Origin of the sequence: Flavobacterium piscinae (assembly GCF_004122145.1) — a bacterium.
Classification (GTDB): Bacteria; Bacteroidota; Bacteroidia; order Flavobacteriales; family Flavobacteriaceae; genus Flavobacterium; species Flavobacterium piscinae.
The window spans coordinates 148,875-175,163 of the sequence record NZ_SBKQ01000002.1 but is presented as its reverse complement, the minus strand read 5'-3'; the positions used below and the strand labels follow the sequence as shown (position 1 = coordinate 175,163).

The window sequence follows — 26,289 nt, the reverse complement described above, 5'->3', positions numbered from 1 at the left end:
CAATTTAGTATTTTTTATTAATTAATTCAAAATAAGCATATTAAATATTAAAATATATTAAGATGAATAGAAAAATTTCAAATAAATGTAATTTTTTGTTGTCACTTTTTATTTATCTTTCGATAATAAATTTTTCATTTGCTCAACTCAATGATTTTACTCTTCAAGTAGTAGCAACAAATGAAACCTGTACTGCAAATGGAACACTAAATTTCTCAGTTTCGGGAATTACTGATGGAGCAGCCGTTACTTATTCTGTTTATAAATTGCCTGATTTAATTTCACCGGTAGCTGTTATAAATACAACATCTTTAAATGGATTGACTTCTGGAACTTATGTGGTAGTGGCAACTCAAATTGTTGGAGATTTAAGTAATTCGCAAGAGCAAAATGCGGTAATTCTGGATTTAACAATTGAGTTAACCTATCAAATAATCGGTCAAAATGAATTATGTGGGTCTGATGGAATTATGAACGTTAATGTACTCACCGGAACAGCACAATCGTATGAAATTATTTCCGGGCCCGTAACAGCTCCTTTGCAAACAAGTAATGTGTTTACCGGATTAACTGCGGGCATTTATGTAGTTAGAGTTTTTGATAATTGCGGCGATGCCTATGTACAAACTTTTGTGTTAACATCATCAGAAGTAAACTTAACGGTAGAGGTAAGTGCCGAAGCTGAGTTGTTAAACTGTACAACTTCAATAGTATCACTGTCTGTTCTACCGGGAAATGGAATGATTGTATATCCGCTTACAATTCAATTCACTTTAAATCCTCCAAATGCCAATCAGATTATTATTAATCAAACAACTAATTCACTGGGAGAAGAATTCTTTATTGTTCAAGGCTATCAAATTTTTGAGGGCGAAACCTACAGTTTTTCATACATTATTTCGGATGGCTGTGGAAATGAATTATCCGGAAATGGTTCATTAACGCACTATAGTCCTTTCCCGGCCGCTGTGGAGCTTGAAAAAAATTGCGAAGAGATATCATATTATATAGCGAATGCTCAAAGTGCAACAATTATTAGTGCTCCTGCCACTTTTATAGCAAATGCTATCCCATATGTTTTACCATTAGGAGGCAATAGCTTTCCCGTAACCGGTTTTTTAGTAGAAGGCAATTATGTTATAACTGGTTTAGATATTTGCGGAAATGATTTTCAACTTACAATTCAAGTAGAAATCCCTGAGCCTGAACCACCAATTGCCAATAAGATTGATGAGGCATGTCAAGGGGAAAATTATTCTATCGACGGAGCAGTTAGTGCTACGATAATAAGTGCACCTGATACCTATACAGCAAATACAATCCCTTATATCTTGCCAATTGGTGAAGATGGTTTTCCAATAACAGGATTTTTGTCACCTGGGACGTATATACTCGTAGCGTTGGATGAGTGCGAAAATGAATTTGAAATTCAAATTATTGTTGCTAACCCAAATGCACAAACTCCTATTATTTTTGTTATTGAAGGTTGCGAAGTTGGTTTTGGGTCATTAAATTTGAATGGATTAAATGCGTTTCAATCGGTTGATTTAATTACTGCTCCGCAGGGTTTTACTTTTCCTCTTCCGTATGATGTGAGTTCCAATATTAATACAAATGGTGATTTAATTCTCACAGGATTACCAGCGGGTAATTATGTTTTTGAATGGATTGACGAGTGTGGAGCTCAATCAACTACTAATGTAACAATTGAAGGATATTTTTTCACCACAAATGTTGAGTTAATTGAAAATTGTGGATCCTTTGATATAGGATTGTATCACACAAGCAATAATTTTGCAGCCCCATCATTTTGGTTACAAAAATTTTATCCTGAATCAGGAAACTGGGGACATCCTGTTACAGGAGTTATTTACGTTGATGGCACTCAACTTTCGGCAACTAATTCAATTGGTTTGACAAACAACACAATTAATCTTAATTTTTCCTTTTTTGGCGAATTTAGAATTATGAAACGCTATCAGGTTGTGAGTAGTGGAAGCACAGCTCAATATTGTAATGAGTTTCTATACGAGTTCGAATTTACCGGTTTACCAAGAATAAACAATATTTACAGCTTCTCTTGTGGTAACAATTTGAGAGATGTCATTGTAGATGCCTCAGGTGTTCCACCCTTGTTGTATAGAATTATCGAAAAAGATGGCGAGCCCTTTTTGATTGAAAATGGTAACTCATCTACTTTCTTTTCATTAGAAACCGGGATTTATATTTTTCAAATTGAAGATAGTTGTGGAAATTTAAGAAACAGTGAATTTGAAATTTCAGAATCGATTGTTTTTGAAATTACAACTTCATCCATTTGCACTGGCGAAACGGTTATATTATCAATTCCAAATTTCTCATTTTTAACTTATGAATGGTGGTTCAATGATAATGTTTTGCCAATTATTAGTACATCAAACGTACTTGAAATTCCAAATTTTTCACCTGATATTCATAATGGAATTTACCACGTTCTAATCACCAATCCGAATAATCCAAGTAGTTGTATAAACTTAGAATTAGAGTTTGAAATTAATTCAACTGATCTATTACCCGAAGCAGGAGAAGGATCTTCAGTAACTTTTTGTGGACCACAATCCACTTTAGATTTGTTTACATTTTTAACTGGAACTTTTTCTACCACAGGAGTTTGGACGGAGATTACAACAAGCGGAACTCTAAATGAAAGCAATTGGGATACCTCAAATTTGAGTCACGGAGAATATCAATTTAGCTATAGGGTGGAAGGAAATTGTGATTCTTTTGATGAGTCATCTGTAACTATAACTATACTAGAAATACCAGATAATCCAATTGCTTCTGTCGATTCACTAATTTGCGAAAGTGATTCAGTTCAGCTTTTTGCCACAACAATTCTGAATGCGGTTTATAATTGGGAGGGACCAAACGGATTTTCATCAAACGAACAAAATCCTATCATCAATTCCATTTCTTCAGCAAATAATGGAACATATACGGTTTCAATTGAAAAAAATGGTTGTCCGTCAACTCCCTCATCCGTTGAGGTACTTGTTAGTGAAGTGCCTGAATTTAGTTTGGAAAATCTTTGTATTAATGACAGAATGATGGTCACGGCTACCAATTCAAGTCAAATACTTAATAATCCTAATTTGGTTTTTTCATGGATTGGACCAGATGGTTTTACAAGTTCTCAAAATCCGATTGATATAACCGGACTTGCAAAAGGAATTTATGCCTTAACAATTACCAATGAATTTGGTTGCTCTGCAGAAGAATTTATTGATATTACTAAAACAATTTGTGCCATTCCAAAAGGACTTTCTCCTAATGGTGACGGACTTAATGATACCTTTGATTTATCGGATTTAGGCGAAAACCTTAAAGTAAAAATATATAATCGATATGGTATGATCGTATTTGAAATGGATGGTTATGTTAATCAGTGGCGTGGACAAGATAAAAAAGGGAACCTTTTGCCAAGTGCAACGTACTATTATTATGTTGAATTTGATAACGGAGAAGGAAGAACAGGTTGGGTTTACTTAATGACTACTGAATAGATTTATTCACCCTTATTCTGTGCTTTTCTAATTTTTTTGAACAAATTAGACGAGTAAACAAAGTCAACAATGGCCTCGTTGTCCGTTTTAAAGATGTCTTTTTTCGTGCCTTCCCAAGCTAAAATTCCTTCTTTGAGGAAGATGATTTTTTCTCCAATTTCCATCACAGAGTTCATGTCATGGGTATTGATGACTGTAGTAATGTTATATTCAACTGTTATTTCATGAATAAGGTTGTCAATTACAATAGCGGTTTTTGGGTCTAATCCTGAGTTAGGTTCGTCACAAAAAAGGTATTTTGGTTTGTTTACAATAGCTCTGGCTATGGCAACTCTTTTTTGCATTCCTCCTGAAATTTCAGAAGGTTTCTTTTTATGAGCATCTATTAAATTCACTCTTTTCAAAACAAAATCAACTCGATCTTGAATTTCTTTTGGGGTTTGATTAGTAAACATTTTCAACGGGAAACCAACATTTTCCTCCACAGTCATACTGTCAAATAAAGCACTTCCTTGAAAAACCATTCCGATTTCTGTTCGTAAAGCTCTCTTTTCGTCAGCATTTAATTCAGAATATATTCTTCCATCAAATGAAATAGTTCCTACTTCTGGTGTGTGAATTCCTAAAAGTGACTTTAATAAAACCGTTTTTCCGGAACCACTTTGACCAATAATTAAATTGGTTTTTCCTGTCTCAAAAACGGAGGAAATCCCTTTTAAAACTTTTGTTTCGCCAAATGATTTTTCTATGTTTTTAATTTCTATCATTTGCTTAACAATAATTGAGTTAAAATGTAATTGGACAAAATAATTGCTACCGATGACCATACAAAAGAAACGGTACTTGCTTTACCCACTTCCAATGCTCCACCTTTCATGTAATAGCCGTGATAGGAGGGAATAGTTGCTAAAATTATTGCAAAAACCATTGTTTTTATAAAGGCATAGGTTATATGAAAAGGGATAAACTCAGTTTGTAATCCCATGATAAATTCATCACTGGAAGTAAAACCACCGTAAACTCCTGCCATCCAACCACCTAAAACACCCAAAAACATACTGATTCCGATGACAAACGGGTATAAAAGTAAAGCGATAATCTTTGGAAAAACTAAGTAGTTCAACGAGTTTACACCCATGACTTCTAACGCATCAATTTGTTCTGTAACCCGCATAGTTCCTATACTTGAAGTGATAAACGAACCCATTTTTCCTGCCATGATAATGGAAATAAAAGTAGGGGCGAATTCTAAAATAACAGATTGTCTGGTAGCAAAACCAATAAGGTATTTTGGGATTAATGGATTAGTAAGGTTTAAAGCGGTTTGAATAGAAACCACACCTCCTACGAAAAAGGAAATGAATGCCACAATTCCCAAAGAGCCAATGATTAAATCATCGATTTCTTTAAAAATTAAGTTCTTCATCGCACTCCATTTAAGGGGTTTGTTGAAGACTTCTTTGAGCATCAGGAAATACTTTCCGATATGTGTAAGCATTTTTAGCATAAAGCAAAAATAGGAAAAAGTTTCGGTTTTAAGTTTTAGATTTTCTGTTTTATAAAAACAGAATTATTAATGAAATGATTGCTTAAAAAATTTTTTCCTTTATTTTTTTCCATCGATAATTCCTGATGAATTTTGCTTGTTCTGCAGTGATCAATAATGGTTTTTTTACAGATTTTGCTTTCCAAAAACCTTGAATATAATCGAAAAACAAGAAAGGCTTTTTCTTTAGTAAAGCTAGTTTTAACGAAGCAATTGCGGTTATCCAAAAACCATAACCCAAACGGTAAAAGGCTTCTCCTTGTTTGAATCGTGCAGCTTGATTGTAATTTGCTCCGGTAGGTTTGAGATGTTTGACGTGTAATGAGTTATCTGTAACAACTTTCCAATTGAAAAATTTACAAAGTAATTCGTCTACCGTGTCCCAACCCATTTCGGGTTTTAACCCGCCAATTTGCTTGAAAGTTTCTTTTCGATAGGCTTTTATTGCCCCGCGAATATGGTCTTTGTCAGTTAAGTTTTCGAGAATCCATTCGTCGTTTTTCTCGATATAACAAAAACCACCGGCCATTCCAATTCGATTGTCTGATTGAAAATAGTTGCTTATGGTTTCAAAATAATGGGGTGGAAAAATTAAATCAGCATCAGCTTTTACAATAAAATCATACTTGTCATCAATGGTTTCTAGACCTTTGTTGAAAGCCTGAATCACTTTACTGCCGGGAAGATGAACGGCTTCGGAAGTCTTGTTAATTAAGGTAATGAAAGCATGTTTTTCTACAAACAATTGAACAATTTCAGCTGTATTATCCGTTGAACCATCATTCACCACCACCACTTTAGAAGGTAAAACGGTTTGTTCCACTAACGACTGTAAAGTGAGTGAAATGAATTTTTCTTCATTAAAGGTAGGGATGATGATGTAATATCGCATTTGACTATTCACTAATTACTATTCACTAATCACTTTCTCACCGCATAAACCAAATAATACCGATTGGTAAAATACCGTAACAATGGTCTAAAACCTAATTTTTTTGTTGGATGTGTAAACTTTACAAAATCTACAATAGTAAAACCGTTTTTTTCTAACAGCCAATCCAATTGCCAATCTTCAAATTCATGGTAATGGCGGTCCCACATATCGGTTTTACTTCTGTAAGCTGAAGAAAACCACAGGCGTAACGGAATAGAAATAAAAATTTTATCCGATTTTACACTTTGTAAAACTGTAAACGGATTGAGCAAATGTTCGAAAATTTCAAAAGCAGTAACTACAGAATAACTTTCGTTTTGTAAGGTTGATTGATCGATGTCTAAATCTTCACCTTTCGTGTTTTTAACTGAAAAACCCTTTTCAATCATGATTTTTGAAAACGGATTTTCTACCCCTAAATCTAAAATGGTTTCCGATTTAGAAAGGTGTTTTTCTAAAAATTCAAGTGTGATTTTGAATCGTTTATTAGGAAATGTTTTTTCGTACATGATTTGGTTTTCGTGACACAAATGTACTAAATTATTTGATGTTGGCACGTTATAGCCCTGATTGAAGTGGAAAGCCTTGTACAGCAAAAACTGATTTTTTCTTGCAGAAGCAAAGCGACTTGCAGAAGCTCTTGAAGCTGCTTAGAAAAAACAGTTTTTGCCAACAAGCTTGTAACGGAAAGCAGGATCAGCTACTTAAAAATTACATTTTATATACAATTGCATTAATGTTCATCCCGGAACCCACCGAGGCAAAAATGACTATGTCGCCTTTGTTCAGTTTTTGGTTTTCTATTTGATTTTTAAGGATGAGATCGTATAAGGTTGGAATAGTGGCCACACTGGAATTGCCTAAATAATGTATGCTCATTGGCATAATGTTTTCAGGAGTTGGCAATTGATAAAGTTTATAAAAACGATCGATAATGGCCTCATCCATTTTTTCGTTGGCTTGATGAATAAGAATTTTTTTTACGTCTTGAATCGAAACGCCACTTTCATCAAGGCATTCTTTCATAGCTTTGGGGACTTGACTTAAGGCAAACTCATATATTTTTCGACCATGCATTTTGATGTATCGAACGTTTGGGTCATGTGTTTTGTTGAATGAATCACCAAAAAAGAGGTAGTAGGCTTCATCATAAGTGAATGTAGCAGTGGCATGTGCCAAAATTCCACCTTCTTCATCAGTAGCTTCAACCACAGTTGCACCGGCACCATCGGAGTAAATCATACTGTCGCGATCGTGTCTGTCAACCACACGGGAAAGTGTTTCGGCACCAATCACAAGGCATTTTTTGGCCATTCCTGCTTTGATGAATGCTTGTGCTTGAATGATTCCTTCGATCCAGCCAGGGCAGCCAAAAAGCACATCATAAGCCACGCATTTGGGGTTTTTTATTTTTAAACTGTGTTTGACACGTGAAGCCAAGCTTGGCAAAATATCCGATTGTATGGCTCCTTTTTTTACATCGCCAAAGTTGTGGGCTAGGATAATGTAGTCCAGTGTTTCCGCATCAATCTTGGCCTCTTCAATCGCTTTTTGAGCGGCAATAAAGGCAATGTCAGAAGTGGTTAGATCGTCAGAAACGTATTTTCGTTCCCGAATTCCGGTAATTTCAAGAAATTTTTCGGCAACCACTTCATTTGATTGAGCAAATGTTGAACCATCGCTATTGAGAAAGTGGTGCTGTGCAAAATCTAAATTAGTTATTGTTTGTGTTGGAATATAACTCCCCGATCCGGTTATTTTGATATTCATATTAAATTGTGGTATAGTAAGCGAAATTATCAATAATAAACGTAAATGGGTCAAATAAAACTATTCTTATGGTGATTATTATGAATTATATCGATTTACCGATTAAAAATTATACTACTCATAATTTTTAGCTCTTTTTCTGCGATATCTTTATTTGCATAACGGTGGCAATGCTTAGTGCTTGGGTTTTAATTTGTTCTGCTTTTTGGCCTTTAAAATTTTCGTCGACACTATTATTAAAATGGCTAAGCCAAATGGTGAACAGTTCGGGTGACAAATATTCTTTTTCGTTAATGTCTAAATGAATTTGGGTGAGGTTTTTGGTATAGCCACCGGTTCCTAAAATACCTTGTGACCAAAACGTAACCAAAATAGGTAAGTGCTCCTCAATTTTAATTTTCACCACATCTGTAAAAATATAACTGATTCGCTCGTCTGATAAAAGTTTTTTGTAGAATTCATCTACAATAAGATAAAGATCATTTTGGGTTTGAATATCGGGCATAATCATTTTTGTTTCAAGTTTCAAAGTTTCAAGTTGAATAAACCTGAAACCTGAAACTTGAAACCTATTTATTACATATATGCTTCAATCGGAGCACAACTACACACTAAATTTCTATCACCATAAGCCTCATCTACACGACGCACGGTTGGCCAAAATTTGTTTTCTGCAATATAATCCAACGGAAAAGCAGCTTGTTCTCTTGTGTAAGGGAACGTCCAAGAATCGGTAGTTAGCATGGCTAAAGTATGTGGAGCATTTCGCAATATATTATTGGTATCTTCTTTTGTAGTTGCTTCAATTTCTTTTCTAATGGAAATCATTGCGTCGCAAAAACGATCTAGTTCTGCTAAATCTTCCGATTCGGTAGGTTCTACCATTAAAGTTCCGGCAACCGGAAAAGAAACTGTAGGAGCATGGAAACCATAATCCATCAAACGTTTTGCAATATCAGTTACTTTGATGCCTTTTTCTTCAAACGCTCTGCAATCTAAAATCATTTCGTGTGCCGCTCTTCCCATTTCACCAGCGTACAAAATTGGGTAATGGTTTTCCAAACGTGTTTTCATATAATTGGCATTCAAAATGGCATACTGAGTTGCATTTTTCAACCCTTCAGCACCCAACATTGTGATGTAACCATAAGAAATTAAACAAACTAACGCTGATCCGTATGGAGCAGCAGAAATAGCAGAAATAGCTTGGCTTCCTCCGGTGGGTATGATAGGATTGGTGGGCAAAAAGGGTACTAATTTATCGTTCACACAAATAGGGCCAACGCCAGGTCCGCCACCTCCGTGAGGAATTGCAAAGGTTTTGTGTAGGTTGAGGTGACAAACATCTGCTCCTATGGTTGCCGGATTGGTTAATCCTACTTGGGCATTCATATTGGCTCCATCCATATATACTAAACCACCATTATCGTGAATAATTTTCGTAATTTCTCGAATAGCACTTTCAAACACACCATGTGTAGAAGGATAAGTGACCATTAAGCAGGACAAATTACTTGCGTGTTGAATGGCTTTTTCTCGTAAGTCTTCCACATCAATATTTCCGTTTTCCATGGTTTTGGTTACGATAATTTCCATTCCTGCCATTGCCGCAGAAGCAGGATTGGTTCCATGAGCCGAAGCCGGAATCAGGCATACATTTCTGTGATGGTCACCTCTAGACATATGATAAGCTCGAATGGTCATTAACCCTGCATATTCGCCTTGAGCTCCCGAATTGGGTTGCAAAGTGGTCCCTTGAAAACCGGTTACCACATTTAATTGTTGCTCTAATTTTTTTAGCATGATTTGATAACCTTCGGCTTGTTCGATGGGAGCAAAAGGATGAATACTGTTCCAATTTGCCATTGATAAAGGTAGCATTTCGGCTGCAGCGTTTAATTTCATGGTGCATGAACCTAATGAAATCATAGAATGATTTAAAGATAAATCTTTGCGTTCTAATTTTTTGATATACCGCATTAACTGCGATTCAGAATGATGGTTGTTGAACACCTCGTGTTGCAAGAAAGTTGATTTTCTTTCCAAATTTTCCGGAACCATTGATTCATTTACTAACTGACTAATTGCTACATATTCTTTCCCAACAGCTTCAGCAAAAATCGAGATGATTTGGTTGATGTCTTTAACAGAAGTGGTTTCATTTAATGAGATAGAAATAGTTTCTCCATCCACATAAAAGAAATTTACCTCTTGTTTTTCGGCTATTGCCTTTACTTTGGTGGCATTTGCCTTAACAGCAATGGTATCAAAAAATGAAGTATTGGTTTGATAAACCCCCAATTTATTAAGTGCGTCAGCCAACGTAACTGCTGAAGCATGCACTTTATCAGCTATATATTTTAAGCCTTTCGGACCGTGATAGACAGCATACATTCCGGCCATAACGGCTAATAAAACCTGAGCCGTGCAAATGTTAGAAGTTGCTTTTTCACGTTTGATATGTTGTTCACGTGTTTGTAATGCCATTCGCAACGCACGGTTTCCGTTAGTATCGATAGTTACTCCGATAATTCGACCGGGCATGGAACGTTTGTATTCTTCTTTGGTAGCAAAAAAGGCAGCGTGTGGTCCACCATAGCCCATCGGGATTCCAAATCGTTGGGAAGTACCCACTACCACATCGGCACCCATTTCACCGGGGGAAGTCAGTTTTACTAGAGATAAAATATCGGCTGCCACAGCTACTTTTATATCTTGTGCTTTAGCTTTAGAAATAAACCCTGAATAGTCATGCACTTGACCATATTTTCCTGGATATTGTAAAATGGCTCCGAAAAATTCTGTGGAAAAATTGAATTTTTCATGGTTACCTATAACCAATTCCACCCCAATGGGGGTAGAACGTGTTTGTAGAACCGACAGCGTTTGTGGTAAAATTTCTTCAGATACAAAGAATTTATTTGTATTATTTTTCTTTTGGTCACGCGAACGAACATCGAACAAAAGAGCCATCGCTTCTGCTGCTGCTGTACCTTCGTCTAAGAGCGAAGCATTAGCAATTTCCATTCCTGAAAGTTCAATAACGGTAGTTTGAAAATTTAAAATAGCTTCTAAACGTCCTTGAGCAATCTCGGCTTGATAAGGAGTATAGGCAGTATACCATCCCGGATTTTCGAAAATATTACGTTGAATTACAGCCGGAATAATAGTAGGGTGATATCCTAAACCGATGTATGATTTAAAAACTTTATTTTTTTTTCCTAATTCCTGAATATGATTGGAATATTCATATTCGGTCATGGCTGGCTCTAAGTTGAGGTCTTTTTTTAATCGGATATCATCCGGTATGGTTTCGTAGATTAGTTGTTCAAAACTTTCAACTCCAATGGTTTTAAACATGTGATTTAAGTCGCTCTCACGTGGACCTAAATGTCTTAAAGCAAATGCATCTGTTTTCATTTATTATTTTGAGGTAAATGGGTGTTGATTTTTAGCACACAAAAGTAATTATTAGTCTTGTAATTATTAGTTAAACAACGGCTAATATTTTTAGAATTTTTCAACCAAAAGTATAGTTTATCAACAAATTTTTATGTTTTTATGTTTTTTGAATCAACAAAAAAATAATTTTCTGTCGTTTAACGACAATTAAATGTAATATAACGAGAATGTTACTATTGTGTTAAATTGTTATCTAATTTCGTTCAAAATTTAATGATCTCAAATTATGAAAAAAATTACTCTTATAGCATTTTTGTTTTTAACTCTATTTCAGTTAAGTGCTCAAAATGTTGTGATTAACGAAATAATTACATCTAACACAACGGTAATTACCGATGAGGACGATAGTTATGAAGATTGGGTGGAATTGTATAATACAGGATCCGAAGCCATCAATTTAGAGGGCTATGGTTTAACCGATTTATCTTCGAATCCGTATCAGTGGGTTTTTCCTGCTTATTGGATTGAACCGGGAGAACATTTATTGGTTTGGTGTTCTTCAAAAAACAGAACTGACATCAATTTTCCTCTTCATACCAATTTTAAAATAAGTTCAGGTGGTGAAGTGATTACACTCACCAAACCCAACGGTGAAATTGAAGACAGTTATCCGGCTGTCATAGTACCTCAAAACTTTACCTACGGAAGACAAACAGATGGTTCGCCTGTGTTTGTTTTTTTTCCGGAACCAACACCGGGAGCATCTAACAACACTTCTATAGGCTACTCCGATGTATTGGAACCACCAACTTTTTCCGTAAACGGAGGTTTTTATACAGAAAGTTTTAATTTAACGATAAGTCACCCGGATCCTTCTGTAACAATTATATACACAACTGACGGTTCTGATCCAAACCTCGATAATTTAGGAGGTACAACGTATCAATATAAAAACGAATATCCATTTGAAGCGGGTCAATTACCATCGGAGAATTTTTTAACAAAAAGTTTCCAATCAATGCAGTATGCTGCACCATTGACTATTGTGGATAGAACCAGTGAGCCAAATGATATTTCAACCATTTCATCAACGTATGATGAAGATCCTTCCTATTACATCCCTGATTTTAATATTTTTAAAGGAACGGTTGTGCGTGCAAGAGCTTATAAAACAGGAGCTTTAACAAGTAATATTGTTACGCAAAGTTATTTTGTTTCTCCAGAAGGAACTGATCGTTTTTCAATTCCGGTTATATCAATCAGTCTTGATGAGAATAAATTTTTTGACTATAATGATGGAATTTATGTTGCGGGACAAGATTTTGATAATTGGCGTTTAGCTAATCCTGACACTCCTGCATTGTTTAATGCCGAGGCAAATTATGATCGTTCCGGAGAGACAACAGAACAAATTGGACACTTTAACTATTTTGTGAATGGAAATCAGGTTTTAAACCAACAAGTTGGTATTAGAATTAATGGAGGGGGAACAAGAGCTTTTCAACATAAATCCCTAAGATTATACGCTCGCTCAGAACTGGGAGCAAGTACATTTAATTATCCTATTTTTCCAAATGAGAATTATAACAGTTACAAAAGATTAGTTTTGAGAAATTCCGGAAATGATTTTTTCAACACCTATTATAAAGATGCATTTACACATGAATTAGTAGAAAAAACAGGTTTAGATAACCAAGCTTATCAACCTTCGGTAATCTTTTTAAATGGTGAATATTGGGGAATGCTAAATATTCGTGAGCGATTAGACAGACATTATTTTGAAAGAAAATATGGAATTGTAGAAGAGGATATTGAAATTCTTGGTGATGCATATGAAGTTGACGAAGGAAGTGACGAACACTTTTTGGATATGTTTTCCTTTTTAGAAAATAATTCTTTAGCAGATAATTCAAATTATGACTACATCAACACCCAAATGGATGTAGAAAATTTCAGGGATTATTTTATTACGAATATTTTTGTTCAAAACACAGATTGGCCTGGTTGGAATACATTGTTTTGGAGAAAGAAAACAGCTGATTATGAGCCTGATGCTCCTTACGGGAACGACGGTAGATGGAGAACTGCTATTAAAGATACCGATGCCGGCTTTGGTTTGATGTTGGATATTAATGATCACAATACGTTAGAATTTGCTACAGCCACTGGTGGAACTGAATGGCCAAACCCGGAATGGTCGACTCTAATTTTGCGACGATTATTAGAGAATGAAGCGTTTGAATTAAGTTTTATCAATCGTTTTGCCGATATGATGAATACGTTCTTTTTGCCTGAAAGAGTAATTGATTTATCCAATCAATTTGCTGCAGTTATTGAACCGGAAATTGCACAACAATACAATCGTTGGGCAGCTCCTTACAGTTTTGCTTGGTGGTTAGAAAGTCAAAATGTAGTGGAAACATTCGCTTTAGACAGACCGACCTTTCAAAGAGAACACATTCGTGCCAAGTTTGGAATTTCAAATGATATTAATGCAACATTAGATGTAAATGATGATACAAATGGTTATGTGAAAATTAATACTATAAATATTACCTCAGAGACTCCAGGTGTTTCAGTAAATCCATATCCATGGACAGGGATTTATTTCCACAATATTCCGGTAACGTTAACAGCGATTCCTTTGGAAGGTTACACGTTTAGTCATTGGAGTGGCGATGTGGATAGTACTGAAGCACAAATTACCTACACACCAACGGGAGATTTTTCAGTGACGGCAAATTTTATTCCTTCTCAAGAACCGGCAACACAAGAGCCCATTTATTTTTGGATGATGGATAGTAGTTTAGCTAATGATACTCCACTTACTTCAGTAAATTCCACTTTTGAAGTAGGAACAGAGGGTGTTTTGAACTATGAATCGTGTTTGGTAGGTTATCCATTTGATAATTCACATCCAAACTGGAGAAAAGCGTCGATGGAAAGAAGAAACAGTCCAACGGATATCAATTACATTCCGGAAGCGAATAACGATTTACCTTTTGCATCTGCTAATATGAGAGGTTTACAAATTAAACAACCTTTTCAAAATGAAGGCTTAGAAAACACATTAGTATTTAGTTTTTCAACGGTGGGTTTTAAAGATATTGTCTTTGGATTTGCTTCTAAAAATGAAAATGCGGCAGAGGGAATTGTGATTGACTATTCTACGGATGGTTCAACTTTTACAAATGCCGGTTTAGCTAATCCAACCTTGCCGTTAACAGCAGATTATCATTTGTTTGAAACTGATTTTTCAGCTATAGTAGCAGCAAATAACAATGCTGATTTTAAAGTTAGACTTCGTTTTTATGGTGATAATTTAACGGTTGATAATGGTGATCGTGTTACGTTTAATAACTTCAGTGCAAAAGGTGTTGAGATGACATTGAGTATTCCGGAAAACACAAGTTTAAGCTTCAAGGTTTATCCAAATCCAGCTTCAGAAATAATAAATATAAATCATTCTTATAATGAAGTAACCTATAATTTCTTTAGTATTGATGGAAAAATAATCAAATCTGGGAACTTAGAAAATCAACAAATCAACATTGGCGATTTACAAAGTGGCATTTATTTGTTACAATTGAATTCTGAAGGAAAATCAGAAACCAAGAAAATTGTGAAACGTTAAGTTGATTTAAATATCAAAAATTAAAAAGGAGTTTGTTCATTCAAACTCCTTTTTTTTATGGCATTTTCAGCAAAAAGCTGTTACTTGCATAAAAAATACAATTTCAATTTTGAAGCTTCTTAAAAATATAATCGATTTTTACATCCAATCTTCGTTACACGTCGCTTTAGCAATTTATGCACTGGTTGAGGTTACTGAAATTTCGCTTCAACTTTCAACAGATAAGAATCTTGAAAGGGCCATTTTTTTCGGAACAATCGTGGGTTATAATTTTTTAAAATATTTTGAATCGTTTCAAAAAGGGAATTTAGATTTCAACAAAAATCGCTATATAATTGGACTGACTTTTCTATCCATTATTGCTGTGATTTTCTATTTTCTGCAGATGAATAGTTCCACACAAATTTATTTCATCAAAATAGGTTTGATGGTTGCGTTATATCCGTTTTTGCGAAAATTTGGTTTTTGGAAGTTGTTTTTAGTCAGCTTTTGTGTAACAGCCATTACGGTTTATGCACTGATTATTCAGCAAGATTTTTTTTCAGATAAAGAAAAAATTGTTTTGTTTCAACGGTTTCTAATTGTCATTGCGTTGATGATTCCTTTTGAAATTTTAGACAGTGAAACCGATGATGACTCCATGAAAACCCTTCCGCAACGTTTCGGAATTTTTAAAACGAAATGGTTCGGGATTATTCTATTGTTGCCTTTTGTTTTATTGGAGTTTTTCAAAGAAAAGATTGAAGTTTCAACACTTATTATCGCTGTCATAACAGCACTTTTTATCGGATTTACTACTCTAAAAAGAGATAAATATTACACGTCTTTTTGGGTGGAAAGTGTGCCGATATGTTGGTGGTTACTATTGGTTTTCACCTAAAAGTATTCAGAAGTAGTATCCACTCAAATTATGAACAAACAAAGCAGAATTCACAATCGCAAATAGCACAAACAATGTATTCATTCCATAACTTCCGAATTTGAATAATTTACGTTTCGGAATGTCATACATCGGATAATATGCAATTTGAGTCGCTACTTTTCCCACCCAATAGGCTGCAATTAATCCGGTTAAGGCAACTGCTAAAGCAGATTGTTCTTTCAATTCATCAGTATATAAAATGGCTATCAATCCAAAAGAAAAGTTTAAGCCTTGAATATATCGTCCATACGTTTTTGCAATTTCTTGATTCAATGGTTTGAGTTGTTTCACATCATTATACCAATCAAAAACCTGATGACGGATGTAAGGATAAATTAGAGCGGTGAAAATTTGACCGATTCCACTTAGTATAATTAGCCAGTTTGAGATAGTAATAGACATAATTTAATTTTTTTGAGAGTAAACAAGTAGTGATAGATAAATACACAAAAAATTGGTGGCATTATCCAAAAACTATCATATTTAGTGAGTGAAATTCCCATAAAAAATAGTATCACACCAACTAAATAACTGATGATCAAATAATTTTTCCATTCTTTAATCCAAAATAATATCCCAACAATCACTTGAATAAATCCGGTAACCATTGTAGAGACTAAAGCATACATCAACATTCCTTCGTCAAAAATTCCCAAAAAAGCTAAAACTATCGGTATTCCAATCGCCACCGTATTCAAAATTTTCAAATATTTCATCTTATCTATTATTTTAAACTTTCAGAAAAAAATGAAAGTTGTTGTTAAAAAAATTTACCTCATAATTTTCACCACCAATTTGGCCAACCAATTGTCTTTGTATTCGGTAATTTTATCCAAAACATTGTCGGCTTTCAATACAAAATCATACAATTTAGTTGTTTGATCTACAAAATGTTTTTCGGCTGCTGTTCCGTCTGATTCGATGGCTGAAACTTCTTTCAAGACTTTCAACGCCGGCTTAATTTCACGTTTGCTGCGTTCTCTCGAAATTTTCACGGCCAACTCGTCTAAATCTTTTTCGGCAGTAAAAAACTCTTTGCGTTCGCCGGCTTTGTATTCTTTGTATACAATTCCCCAGTCCATCAACGCACGTAAATTCATCGATGCATTTCCACGTGAAATTTGCAATTCGTCCATAATGTCTTCCATCGAAATCGGTTCGTGCGAAACCATCAACAACGCATGAATCTGAGCCATGGTTTTGTTAATTCCCCATTGCGAACCTAAAGCTCCCCAGGTTTGAACGAATTTATTTTTTGCTTCTTTGAATTCCATGCCACAAAGATATGTAAAAGTTTTTAAAGTTTCAAAAAAAAATGAAAGTTTGTTTAAAAATTTTAATTTGGGCGTTCCCCTTCGCAAGCTACGGGTCAGGCTTTCCGTTACAAGTCCTCGTTCGTCGTTCCTCCTCTCTGTGGGCTTTCCACTGCAATCCTTAACGCGGGGAAGTGCTAAAACTCAAGTTTAATGAATATTAAATTAAATTTTATTCATCAAAAAAATCAGGATAATTAGTTGTTATTAAATATGATAAACAACAGATTTAAAAGTGAATACAAAATAGAAAAGTTCGATTTTAATTTTTAATGAACTTTAATAATTTTAGAATATATTGGCTTGAAAAATAATTAAATTGTGAAGAATTATTTTGTTAATAGTATTTATTTTTCTTTTTTTGTAAAAAAATTTTTATTATGTATAAAATTATTTTATCATTTGTTTTGTTATTGGGATTTACAAGTTTAAATGCTCAAGAGAATATCGTAAAAGCTAGTGTTGTCTTTGGTAATGCAGGGATACAGTATGAAAGGTCTTTGTCTCAGCATTTTTCTTTAGCTGCACAAGCAGGATACGGTTTTACATTCATATCCACTCCAGCGGAAAATAACGAGTTTACTACTGGTTTAGCTTATTCATTTGAAGGAAGATATTATTTTTCTTCATCAAAACCTAAGTTAACGGGTTGGCATTTAGGGCCTTCAGTGAATTTTATAAATACAACAGATAAAAATGATAATGAATATAAAACTAGAATTTATGGAGTGACAGGAGGAAGTCAATGGATATTCGATTCAAACTTTACTCTTGAATTTGTTGTTTCTCTTGGATACAGAACGGTTGATTCACCAGATGTATATTTAGGTTCTTCAGTAACTAATAAAAGTCCAGATATTATGCCTTCTGCTGGTGTGTCTTTTGGATATGCCTTTTAATAAGTCAACTTCTTAAGTTTTATCTTTGTTAGAGGAATGAACTAAACCAACCCAGCTCTCTTCAACAAAGCCTCAACCTTCGGTTCCTGACCTCTAAACTTTTTATACAATTCCATCGGCAATTCCGTTCCGCCTTTTGAAAGAACGTTGTCTTTGAATTTGGTGGCTACTTCATGATTAAAAATGCCTTTTTCCTGAAAGTAGGCAAACGCATCGGCATCCAAAACCTCCGCCCATTTATAACTGTAATAACCCGACGAATAACCACCTTGAAAAATATGTGAAAACGACGTACTCATACAATTTTCTTCCACATCCGGATACAAAGAAGTGCCTTCAAATGCTGCTTTTTCAAATGCTTTTACATCGTCAATCGTTTGTGATTTTCCGTGATATGCCATGTCTAAAAGTCCAAAACTCAACTGACGCAAAGTCGCCATTCCTTCTAAGAAACTCGCACTTTCTTTTATTTTTTCTACAAAATGTTGCGGAATCACATCGCCACTTTGGTAATGTTTGGCAAACAAGGCCAAGGCTTCGGGTTCATAACACCAATTTTCCATCACTTGACTCGGCAATTCCACAAAATCCCAATAAACCGAAGTTCCGGATAAACTCGGATACGTCGTGTTCGCCAACATACCATGCAACGCGTGACCAAATTCGTGAAACAAAGTCGTCACTTCATTAAAGGTGAGGAGTGAAGGCTTCGTTTCCGTTGGTGGCGTAAAATTACAAACGATGGAAACATGTGGTCGTTCGTTCACGCCATTTTTAATGTGTTGAGGTTTAAATGAAGTCATCCAAGCTCCGTTTCGTTTTCCTTTTCTCGGGAAAAAATCAGCATAAAAAACAGCCACTAATTCATCTTGAAAATCTAACACTTCAAAAGTTTGCACATCATTGTGGTATTTGTCAATGTCAAAAACTTCTTTGAACTTGATACCGAATAATTTCTCGGCTATGGTAAAAGCACCATTCAATACTTTTTCCAATTGGAAATACGGTTTCAACAATTCATCATCCAAACTGAATAATTTTTGTTTCAATTTTTCAGAATAATAGGCTCCATCCCATTTTTCCAATTGTTCAATTCCGTCAAGTTCTTTTGCAAAAGCAGTTAATTCGGCAAATTCTTTTAGAGCAGCCGGTTTGGCTTTTTCCAACAAATCATTCAAAAACGCTTTCACTTTATCAGGATGTTGAGCCATTCGTTCTTCCAACACAAAATGTGAATGCGATTCATAACCCAATAAATTGGCTCGTTTATGACGCAATTCTACAATGCGTTTGACATTTTCTTTATTATCAAATTCATTGTTTTGAAAGGCCTTTTTTCCGGCCGCAATGGCGATTTCCTTTCGCAATTCACGGTTATCCACATACGTCACAAACGGTAAATAACTTGGAAAATCTAACGTAAAAACCCAGCCGTTTAATCCATTTGATTTGGCTAAACTGGCCGCCATTTCTTTGGAACCATCGGGCAAACCTTTTAAATCGGCTTCGTTGGTAATATGTAATTGATAGTTGTTGGTTTCGGCCAATACATTTTCGCCATAGGTTAATTTTAACTTGGCTAATTCGGTATCAATTTCACGTAATTTTAATTTATCTTCTTCCGAAAGCAAAGCTCCATTTCGTGAAAAACCTTTGAATTTTTTATCTAATAAAGTCGCTTGTTCTGTGGTTAAAATCAGTTTATCTTTTTGATCATAAACGGCTTTTATTCGTTTGAATAAGTCTTCATTCAAGGCAATATCATTGCTGAATTCGGTCAACATCGGCGAAACTTCCTGAGCGATTTTTTGCATTTCATCACACGTTTCAGCCGAATTCAAATTAAAGAAAATCGACGACAATCGGTCTAAAGATTCTCCTGAAAAATCTAATGCTTCAATCGTATTTTCAAAAGAAGGAACATCGGTATTGTTTACAATAGCATCGATTTCCGCTCTTGCTTGTGCAATCGTAGCTTCAAAAGCCGTTTTGTAATCGGCTAATTGTATTTGCGAAAAAGGGGCGGTGTTATGTTTGGTTTCGAAATTTTGAGTAAGTGTTTTCATTTCTTTTTTTAACATTAAGGAATTAAGAAAGTTTAAGGGTTTTCATTAAGGCTTACTACTCTTAATGGAAAACCCTTATTTTCTTAATGTTATTTTTATTTTTTCAATCCTTCCGAAGCGTTTAAAACCGCTTCTTTCAAACTTTCTTTATAAAAAATAATTTTATCTAACACACATTTATCATGACTTCCAATAATTTGTGCGGCTAAAATTCCGGCATTTTTGGCTCCGTTCAACGCGACTGTTGCTACAGGAACGCCGCCAGGCATTTGTAAAATTGACAAAACGGAATCCCAACCATCAATCGAATTGCTTGATTTTACCGGAACGCCAATCACAGGCAACGGTGACATCGAAGCCACCATTCCCGGTAAGTGTGCCGCACCACCGGCTCCGGCTATAATTACCGAAATGCCTCGCGTGTGAGCTTTTTTACTGAAATCAAACAATTTTTCAGGTGTTCGGTGTGCCGAAACAATATCGACTTCGGTTTCGATGTCAAATCCTTTTAAAATGTCGATGGCTTCCTGCATGACCGGCATGTCGGATATACTTCCCATGATGATGGCTACTTTGCTCATTGGTTTTTGTTTCAGGTTTAAGGTTTCAAGTTAATTCGGTTTAACTGCCAACTGCGACTGTTAACTGCGACTAACCACTCTAATACTATTCTTCACTTCTTCCGCCACTTTTCTGGCTTCCGTCATATCTTCGTTCACAATCGTGACATGTCCCATTTTTCGAAAAGGTCGGGTTTCTCGTTTGCCGTAAATATGAGGTGTTACTCCATCAATTGCCATGATTTTTTCAATGTTTTGATAAACAACGGGTCCGGAAAATCCTTCTTCACCCACCAAATTTACCATAATTCCGGCAACTTTGCTAGCGGTATTTCCCAAAGGTAAATCTAAAATGGCACGCAAATGATTTTCAAATTGCGACGTATAGCTGGCTTCAATGCTGTAATGTCCTGAGTTGTGCGGTCGTGGAGCGACTTCGTTGACTAATATTTCATCATCAATGGTTTGAAACATTTCCACGGCTAACAATCCCACATGATTGAAAACTTCTGAAACTTTCAAAGCAATTTCTTGGGCTTTTATAGCCACTTTTTCGTCAATTCGAGCCGGACAAATCACATATTCCACTTGATTGGCTTCGGGATGAAATTCCATTTCCACCACCGGATAGGTTTTCACTTCCCCGGAAACGGAGCGAACGACAATAACTGCCAATTCATTTTTAAACGGAATCATTTCTTCAATTAGGCATGGTGTTTCAGGTAAATCAGTTAGGTCTTTTTCGGATTTCAGAATTTTTACTCCATACCCATCATACCCAAATCTATCTTGTTTCCAAACACAAGGAAATGTCAATTTTTCTTTTTGTGCTTCTAAATCTCCTTTCGATTCAAAAAGCAAGGCATTTGCTGTCGGAATATGATTTTCCAGATATATTTTTTTCTGCGTGATTTTGCTTTGGATATTTCGTAAAGTCTTTGGCGAGGGAAATACTTTTTTTCCTTCTGCTTCCAATTGATCTAAAGCTTCTAAATTGACATTTTCAATTTCAATGGTTAAAACATCTACTTTTTTGCCAAATTGATAAACCGTGTAAAAATCAAGTAAATTTCCAACTTCAAAATAATGAGTTCCAAACTGGCAAGGAGCATCTTTGCTTGGGTCCAACGCAAAGGTTTGAATATCAAATTTTCGCGTTTCAGCCAAAAGCATTTTGCCTAATTGACCTCCTCCCAAAATGCCTAATTTAAAATCGGATGAAAAATAGTTCATTGTGTTGTTGTTTGGGCAAAGATAAGTAACAATTTATTGATTGAAAAGTTATTTCAGTCGTTTCAAAATATTCTTAGCCGCCGCTTTATACCCGGCAGAATGATTTGAATAATCCTGACTTAAAATAGGTTTTAATTCTTCGTAAATCCAGTTATATTTTTTTCCAAAAACGAATAAGGCTTTCATAGCATAGGCTTTGGCTGCCACCTTTTCATCTTGAATCAATCGGTCAATTAAGGCTTCAATCAAGATATGTTCTTGTTCTTGCGATAATTTTATACCATTTTTTCGATGATTGCTTTTCGCTAAAAACATCGCTATTCTGGTGGCAGGACGTAAAGAAGAGTCATTTTTTATTTTAGGTAAAACTTCACAAAATGCGTCCAAATAAGGAACAAGTAATTTCAATTTTTTTTCACCCACCAAATCCAAACTCCAAAAAGCTTTTACATGCAATTCATGGTGAATGTCAAAAGCTATTTCAATGAGCTCCTGTAAATTTTCATCGCTCTTCATCGCTAGATTACTAATCGTAACTCTACTTTTTACATGAGCTGTTCCGGCTTCAATTTTTTGATACAATTTCGATTTCATTTGGTAAATATATCAATTTTGCAAAAAAGTTACTTTTCTTACTTCTTAATACTCAGGACTTCCTTAAATTTGCAGCTTACTAAAAAACACAACATGATACATCTTCACGATAAAACATTTGAACCTTTTATTTCATCAGAAGAAATTGACTTTGCCATCTCCAATTTGGCAAAGCAAATGGATGATGATTTTTTTGATGAAGTACCGGTTTTTGTTGGCGTTTTGAACGGAGCTTTTATGGTATTATCTGATTTGATGAAAAAATACCGAGGTATGTGTGAAGTTAATTTTGTGAAAATGTCCTCTTATGAAGGGACTCAAAGCACAAATCACGTCAAACAATTGATTGGTTTAAATGAAAGTTTGGAAGGAAAAACAGTTGTTATTGTGGAAGATATCATCGATACCGGTAATACAATCGAAGAACTAAAAGCCATTTTTAAAGAAAAAAAGGTAAAGCATCTCAAAATCGCCACTTTGTTTTTGAAACCTGATGCCTATAAAAAAGAAATCAAGATTGATTATGTAGGTATTCGAATTCCAAACAAATTCATAGTGGGATACGGACTGGATTACGACGGTTTAGGTCGAAATTTACCGGACGTTTATCAACTTGCAGAGTAATTATTAACGAATTAAGATTAACGAATATTGAATTTTGAAGTACAACAAATTCAAAAATCAACAATTAGCAATCAACAAGCAAATAAATTTTTATGATTAACATCGTTCTTTTCGGAAAACCGGGTGCAGGAAAAGGCACACAAGCTGAATTTTTAAAAGAGAAATACAATTTAACGCATTTATCTACCGGAGATATCTTTCGTTTCAATATTAAAAATGATACTGATTTAGGTAAATTAGCCAAAACATTTATGGATAAAGGCGATTTAGTGCCGGATGAAGTGACCATTCAAATGTTACAAAGCGAAGTAGATAAAAATCCAGATTCTGCCGGTTTTTTATTTGATGGGTTTCCGAGAACTATTGCTCAAGCAGAAGCATTGGATGCTTTTTTAGCTACAAAAAATCAAGAAATAACTGCTACAGTTGCCTTGGAAGCTGATGATGAAATTTTAGTGCAACGTTTATTAGAAAGAGGAAAAACCTCCGGAAGACCAGACGATCAAGACGAGGAAAAAATCAGAAATCGTTACCAAGAATACAACGAAAAAACAGCTCCATTAATGGAATATTACAAAAAGCAAGATAAATTTCATGCTGTAAATGGAATTGGAACAATTGCTGAGGTAACCGAACGTTTGAATTTGGTGTTCGATAACTTGAAATAAATCTTATTTATCTGAAAAAGCACTAAAAAGTGCCGTTTTTTTTAGATATTTGCAAAATTAAAAGGAGCTACACCCGGTTTTACGGAAATGTTGCTCTTTTTTTGCTAAAATAGACAAATGGAAATTATAATTATTTTATTTTTAATTCTATTAAATGGTGTTTTTTCGATGTCGGAAATTGCGTTAATCTCTGCACGAAAAAATCGTTTGGAAACCGCTGCCAAAAAAGGGAATCCTGCCGCTAAAGTTGCATTGGATCTAGCCAATTCACCCAATAAGTTTTTATCGACTGTTCAAATCGGAATAACACTGATTGGTATTTTAACCGGTATTTATTCCGGGGATAAAATTACCACTGATGTTCAAAATTTTGTAGCCGGATTTGAAATGCTAAAACCATATGCCGATTCAATTGCAGTGGGAATTGTGGTCGTAATTTTAACTTTCTTTTCACTTGTTTTGGGAGAATTAGTTCCTAAACGAATTGGTTTAAATTATCCGGAAGCAATTGCAAAAGCAGTCGCTGTCCCGATGAAAATTGTTTCAAAGATAACCGCTCCGTTCATTTGGCTTTTAACTATTTCAACGGAATTTATTTTGGATGTATTTCGCATCAAACCCACAGCTGATGGAAAAGTAACGGAAGAAGAAATCAAAGCCATTATCAAAGAAGGGACCGAAGTGGGTGAAGTTCAGGAAATTGAACAAGATATTGTGGAACGAGTTTTCCACATAGGCGACAGAAAAGTAAATTCGCTCATGACCCATCGAAAATCGGTTGATTATTTATCATTGGATGATTCGCCTGAAGAGTTGAAAAATAAAGTATTGAATGATTTACATTCTTTTTACCCGGTTTGTCATGAAAATTTAGATGAAATCATTGGAATCGTTTCGTTAAAAGAATTGTTTTTGAATTTTGAAAAAGGCAGTTTCGATTTAAAATCAATGATCAAAGAACCGGTTTATTTTATTGAACATACTTCAGCATACAAAGCTCTGGAAATGTTTAAAAAATCCAGAGTTCATTATGCTTTAGTAGTTGATGAGCATGGCGTTTTTCAAGGAATAATTACGTTAAATGATATTTTGGAAGCTTTAGTTGGAAATGCGTCTGATTTTTATGAAGAAGAATTTCAATTGGTAGTTAGAGAAGATGGTTCTTGGTTGGTTGACGGTCATTATTCATTACATGATTTTCTTACTTATTTTGACATGGATGAGCACATTAATGATTATGAAGTGACTACTGTGAGTGGTTTCATGATAACAGAATTAGGCGATATTCCCAAACAAGGACAAAAATTAATTTGGAACAAATTGGAATTTGAAGTGATTGATATGGATGGAGTGAAGATTGATAAAATTCTAATCAAAAATTTAAAAGAATAAAAAATAGTTATCAGTTGGCAGTAATCAGTAAGTAATTGATTAAACTTATTTCCAGATAACTGTCAACCGACAACAGAAAACAAAACTATGACAGAAGGAAATTTTGTAGACTACGTAAAAATATATGTTTCATCCGGAAAAGGAGGGAAGGGTTCTTCACATCTTCACCGGGAAAAATTCATTGAAAAAGGTGGTCCAGATGGTGGTGACGGTGGTCGTGGCGGTCATGTATATTTGAAAGGGAATAAAAATTTATGGACGCTTTTCCACCTTAAATTTGTGAAACACATTCGTGCCGGACATGGTGGCGATGGCGGAAGTTCAAGAAGTACGGGTCACGATGGTGAGGATAAATTTGTTGAAGTGCCACTGGGTACCGTTGTTCGTGATCAGGAAACCGGAGAAATTTTGTTTGAAATCACTGAGCATGATGAGGTAAAAATTGTAGCCGAAGGTGGAAAAGGCGGTTTAGGCAACTGGCATTTTCGTTCAGCAACTAATCAAACGCCTCGCTATGCTCAACCCGGTATGCCGGTGAAAGAAGTCGATATTATTATAGAATTAAAGGTATTGGCCGATGTTGGATTAGTCGGTTTTCCAAACGCAGGAAAATCAACTTTACTTTCAGTCATGACTTCCGCAAAACCCAAAATTGCTGATTATCCGTTTACCACTTTAAAACCAAACTTAGGAATTGTAGCTTACCGCGATTTTCAATCGTTTGTAATGGCAGATATTCCCGGAATTATTGAAGGAGCTGCCGAAGGAAAAGGATTAGGGCATTACTTTTTGCGTCACATTGAACGGAATTCTATTTTATTGTTTTTAGTTCCAGCAGATGCAGCGGATATTAAAAAAGAATACGAAATTTTGTTGGATGAGCTTCGACGATACAATCCGGAAATGTTAGATAAAGACCGAATTTTAGTGGTTTCTAAATGTGATATGTTAGATGATGAGCTAAAAGCTGAACTCGAAAAACAAATGAAAAAAGAGTTCAAAGGAGTGAAGTATCATTTTATATCTTCGGTTGCTCAACAAGGTTTACAAGAATTGAAAGATATGCTTTGGAAAATGTTAAATGAAGAATAATAAAATTAAATATTTCTTACAAAAGCATCCTTAATAGGGTGCTTTTTTTATGGAATTCTAAAAATTAAGTTAAAAAATACGATAACGTTGTAGTTTTT

At 35.0% G+C, this 26,289-nt stretch carries 22 protein-coding genes; 8 read left to right on the top strand and 14 right to left on the bottom strand.

Features of this window, described 5'->3' with window-relative positions; genetic code table 11:
- The first annotated feature begins 62 nt into the window (after positions 1 to 62).
- Positions 63 to 3,542, top strand: coding sequence for a T9SS type B sorting domain-containing protein (locus tag EQG68_RS02280; RefSeq protein ID WP_129463164.1), 3,480 nt, complete (start codon positions 63 to 65; stop codon positions 3,540 to 3,542).
- Positions 3,543 to 3,544: 2 nt separating this feature from the next.
- Here EQG68_RS02280 and EQG68_RS02275 read toward each other — a convergent pair whose 3' ends face one another.
- The 7 genes from EQG68_RS02275 to gcvP all read right to left on the bottom strand — a co-directional run bounded on the left by EQG68_RS02275 (position 3,545) and on the right by gcvP (position 11,212).
- Positions 3,545 to 4,309, bottom strand: a complete 765-nt coding sequence (locus EQG68_RS02275) for an ABC transporter ATP-binding protein (protein ID WP_129463163.1) — start codon at positions 4,307 to 4,309, stop codon at positions 3,545 to 3,547.
- A complete protein-coding gene (locus tag EQG68_RS02270) occupies positions 4,306 to 5,049 on the bottom strand; it encodes an MlaE family ABC transporter permease (RefSeq protein ID WP_129463162.1) in 744 nt (247 codons plus the stop codon). Before EQG68_RS02270 ends, EQG68_RS02275 begins: the two co-directional genes overlap by 4 nt.
- 82 nt (positions 5,050 to 5,131) lie before the next feature.
- The gene (locus tag EQG68_RS02265; RefSeq protein ID WP_129463161.1) at positions 5,132 to 5,980 is read right to left on the bottom strand and encodes a glycosyltransferase; all 849 of its coding nucleotides are present in this window, start codon (positions 5,978 to 5,980) and stop codon (positions 5,132 to 5,134) included.
- 29 nt (positions 5,981 to 6,009) lie between these two features.
- Positions 6,010 to 6,531, bottom strand: coding sequence for a class I SAM-dependent methyltransferase (locus EQG68_RS02260; protein WP_129463160.1), 522 nt, complete (start codon positions 6,529 to 6,531; stop codon positions 6,010 to 6,012).
- Positions 6,532 to 6,733: 202 nt separating this feature from the next.
- Positions 6,734 to 7,792 (bottom strand): 3-oxoacyl-ACP synthase III family protein, encoded by a 1,059-nt coding sequence (locus EQG68_RS02255; RefSeq protein WP_129463159.1) that lies wholly within the window; start codon positions 7,790 to 7,792, stop codon positions 6,734 to 6,736.
- A gap of 127 nt (positions 7,793 to 7,919) precedes the next feature.
- Entirely contained in the window at positions 7,920 to 8,321 is a 402-nt protein-coding gene (locus tag EQG68_RS02250; RefSeq protein WP_246011612.1) for a group III truncated hemoglobin, read from the bottom strand.
- A gap of 47 nt (positions 8,322 to 8,368) precedes the next feature.
- A complete protein-coding gene (gene gcvP, locus EQG68_RS02245) occupies positions 8,369 to 11,212 on the bottom strand; it encodes an aminomethyl-transferring glycine dehydrogenase (RefSeq protein WP_129463158.1) in 2,844 nt (947 codons plus the stop codon).
- 268 nt (positions 11,213 to 11,480) lie between these two features.
- On the opposite strand from gcvP, the gene EQG68_RS02240 reads away from it, so the two are divergent.
- Both EQG68_RS02240 and EQG68_RS02235 read left to right on the top strand, forming a co-directional pair.
- Positions 11,481 to 14,828 carry a CotH kinase family protein gene (locus EQG68_RS02240; protein ID WP_129463157.1) on the top strand — a complete coding sequence of 1,116 codons (3,348 nt, stop codon included), beginning with the start codon at positions 11,481 to 11,483 and terminating at the stop codon, positions 14,826 to 14,828.
- Positions 14,829 to 14,937: 109 nt separating this feature from the next.
- Positions 14,938 to 15,708 carry a hypothetical protein gene (locus EQG68_RS02235; protein ID WP_129463156.1) on the top strand — a complete coding sequence of 257 codons (771 nt, stop codon included), beginning with the start codon at positions 14,938 to 14,940 and terminating at the stop codon, positions 15,706 to 15,708.
- 6 nt (positions 15,709 to 15,714) lie between these two features.
- Here the strand turns inward: EQG68_RS02235 and EQG68_RS02230 are convergent, their stop codons facing one another.
- The 3 genes from EQG68_RS02230 to EQG68_RS02220 are packed head-to-tail and all read right to left on the bottom strand — an operon-like array spanning position 15,715 to position 17,024.
- Positions 15,715 to 16,152: a hypothetical protein gene (locus EQG68_RS02230; protein ID WP_129463155.1), complete on the bottom strand. Its 438-nt coding sequence runs from the start codon at positions 16,150 to 16,152 to the stop codon at positions 15,715 to 15,717.
- A complete protein-coding gene (locus EQG68_RS02225; protein ID WP_129463154.1) occupies positions 16,125 to 16,466 on the bottom strand; it encodes a hypothetical protein in 342 nt (113 codons plus the stop codon). The genes EQG68_RS02230 and EQG68_RS02225 overlap by 28 nt, the downstream gene beginning before the upstream one ends.
- A gap of 54 nt (positions 16,467 to 16,520) precedes the next feature.
- Positions 16,521 to 17,024: a GbsR/MarR family transcriptional regulator gene (locus tag EQG68_RS02220; RefSeq protein ID WP_129463153.1), complete on the bottom strand. Its 504-nt coding sequence runs from the start codon at positions 17,022 to 17,024 to the stop codon at positions 16,521 to 16,523.
- Between the two features lie 419 nt (positions 17,025 to 17,443).
- Here EQG68_RS02220 and EQG68_RS02215 point away from each other — a divergent pair, with 419 nt between their 5' ends.
- A complete protein-coding gene (locus EQG68_RS02215) occupies positions 17,444 to 17,962 on the top strand; it encodes a DUF3575 domain-containing protein (RefSeq protein WP_129463152.1) in 519 nt (172 codons plus the stop codon).
- Between the two features lie 41 nt (positions 17,963 to 18,003).
- Here the strand turns inward: EQG68_RS02215 and EQG68_RS02210 are convergent, their stop codons facing one another.
- The 4 genes from EQG68_RS02210 to EQG68_RS02195 form a co-directional block, all read right to left on the bottom strand.
- Positions 18,004 to 20,028: a M3 family metallopeptidase gene (locus EQG68_RS02210; protein WP_129463151.1), complete on the bottom strand. Its 2,025-nt coding sequence runs from the start codon at positions 20,026 to 20,028 to the stop codon at positions 18,004 to 18,006.
- Positions 20,029 to 20,123: 95 nt separating this feature from the next.
- Entirely contained in the window at positions 20,124 to 20,609 is a 486-nt protein-coding gene (gene purE, locus EQG68_RS02205; RefSeq protein ID WP_129463150.1) for a 5-(carboxyamino)imidazole ribonucleotide mutase, read from the bottom strand.
- Positions 20,610 to 20,669: 60 nt separating this feature from the next.
- On the bottom strand, positions 20,670 to 21,821 hold the full coding sequence (locus EQG68_RS02200; protein ID WP_129463149.1) for a 5-(carboxyamino)imidazole ribonucleotide synthase: 1,152 nt from the start codon (positions 21,819 to 21,821) through the stop codon (positions 20,670 to 20,672).
- Between the two features lie 48 nt (positions 21,822 to 21,869).
- A complete protein-coding gene (locus EQG68_RS02195) occupies positions 21,870 to 22,415 on the bottom strand; it encodes a hypothetical protein (RefSeq protein ID WP_129463148.1) in 546 nt (181 codons plus the stop codon).
- A gap of 93 nt (positions 22,416 to 22,508) precedes the next feature.
- On the opposite strand from EQG68_RS02195, the gene hpt reads away from it, so the two are divergent.
- From hpt to obgE, 4 genes are all read left to right on the top strand, one after another.
- Positions 22,509 to 23,039 carry a hypoxanthine phosphoribosyltransferase gene (gene hpt, locus EQG68_RS02190; protein WP_129463147.1) on the top strand — a complete coding sequence of 177 codons (531 nt, stop codon included), beginning with the start codon at positions 22,509 to 22,511 and terminating at the stop codon, positions 23,037 to 23,039.
- Positions 23,040 to 23,131: 92 nt separating this feature from the next.
- Entirely contained in the window at positions 23,132 to 23,707 is a 576-nt protein-coding gene (locus tag EQG68_RS02185) for an adenylate kinase (protein ID WP_129463146.1), read from the top strand.
- A gap of 168 nt (positions 23,708 to 23,875) precedes the next feature.
- Entirely contained in the window at positions 23,876 to 25,099 is a 1,224-nt protein-coding gene (locus EQG68_RS02180; protein ID WP_246011620.1) for a hemolysin family protein, read from the top strand.
- 87 nt (positions 25,100 to 25,186) lie between these two features.
- A complete protein-coding gene (gene obgE, locus EQG68_RS02175; RefSeq protein WP_129463144.1) occupies positions 25,187 to 26,191 on the top strand; it encodes a GTPase ObgE in 1,005 nt (334 codons plus the stop codon).
- Positions 26,192 to 26,289: the final 98 nt, after the last annotated feature.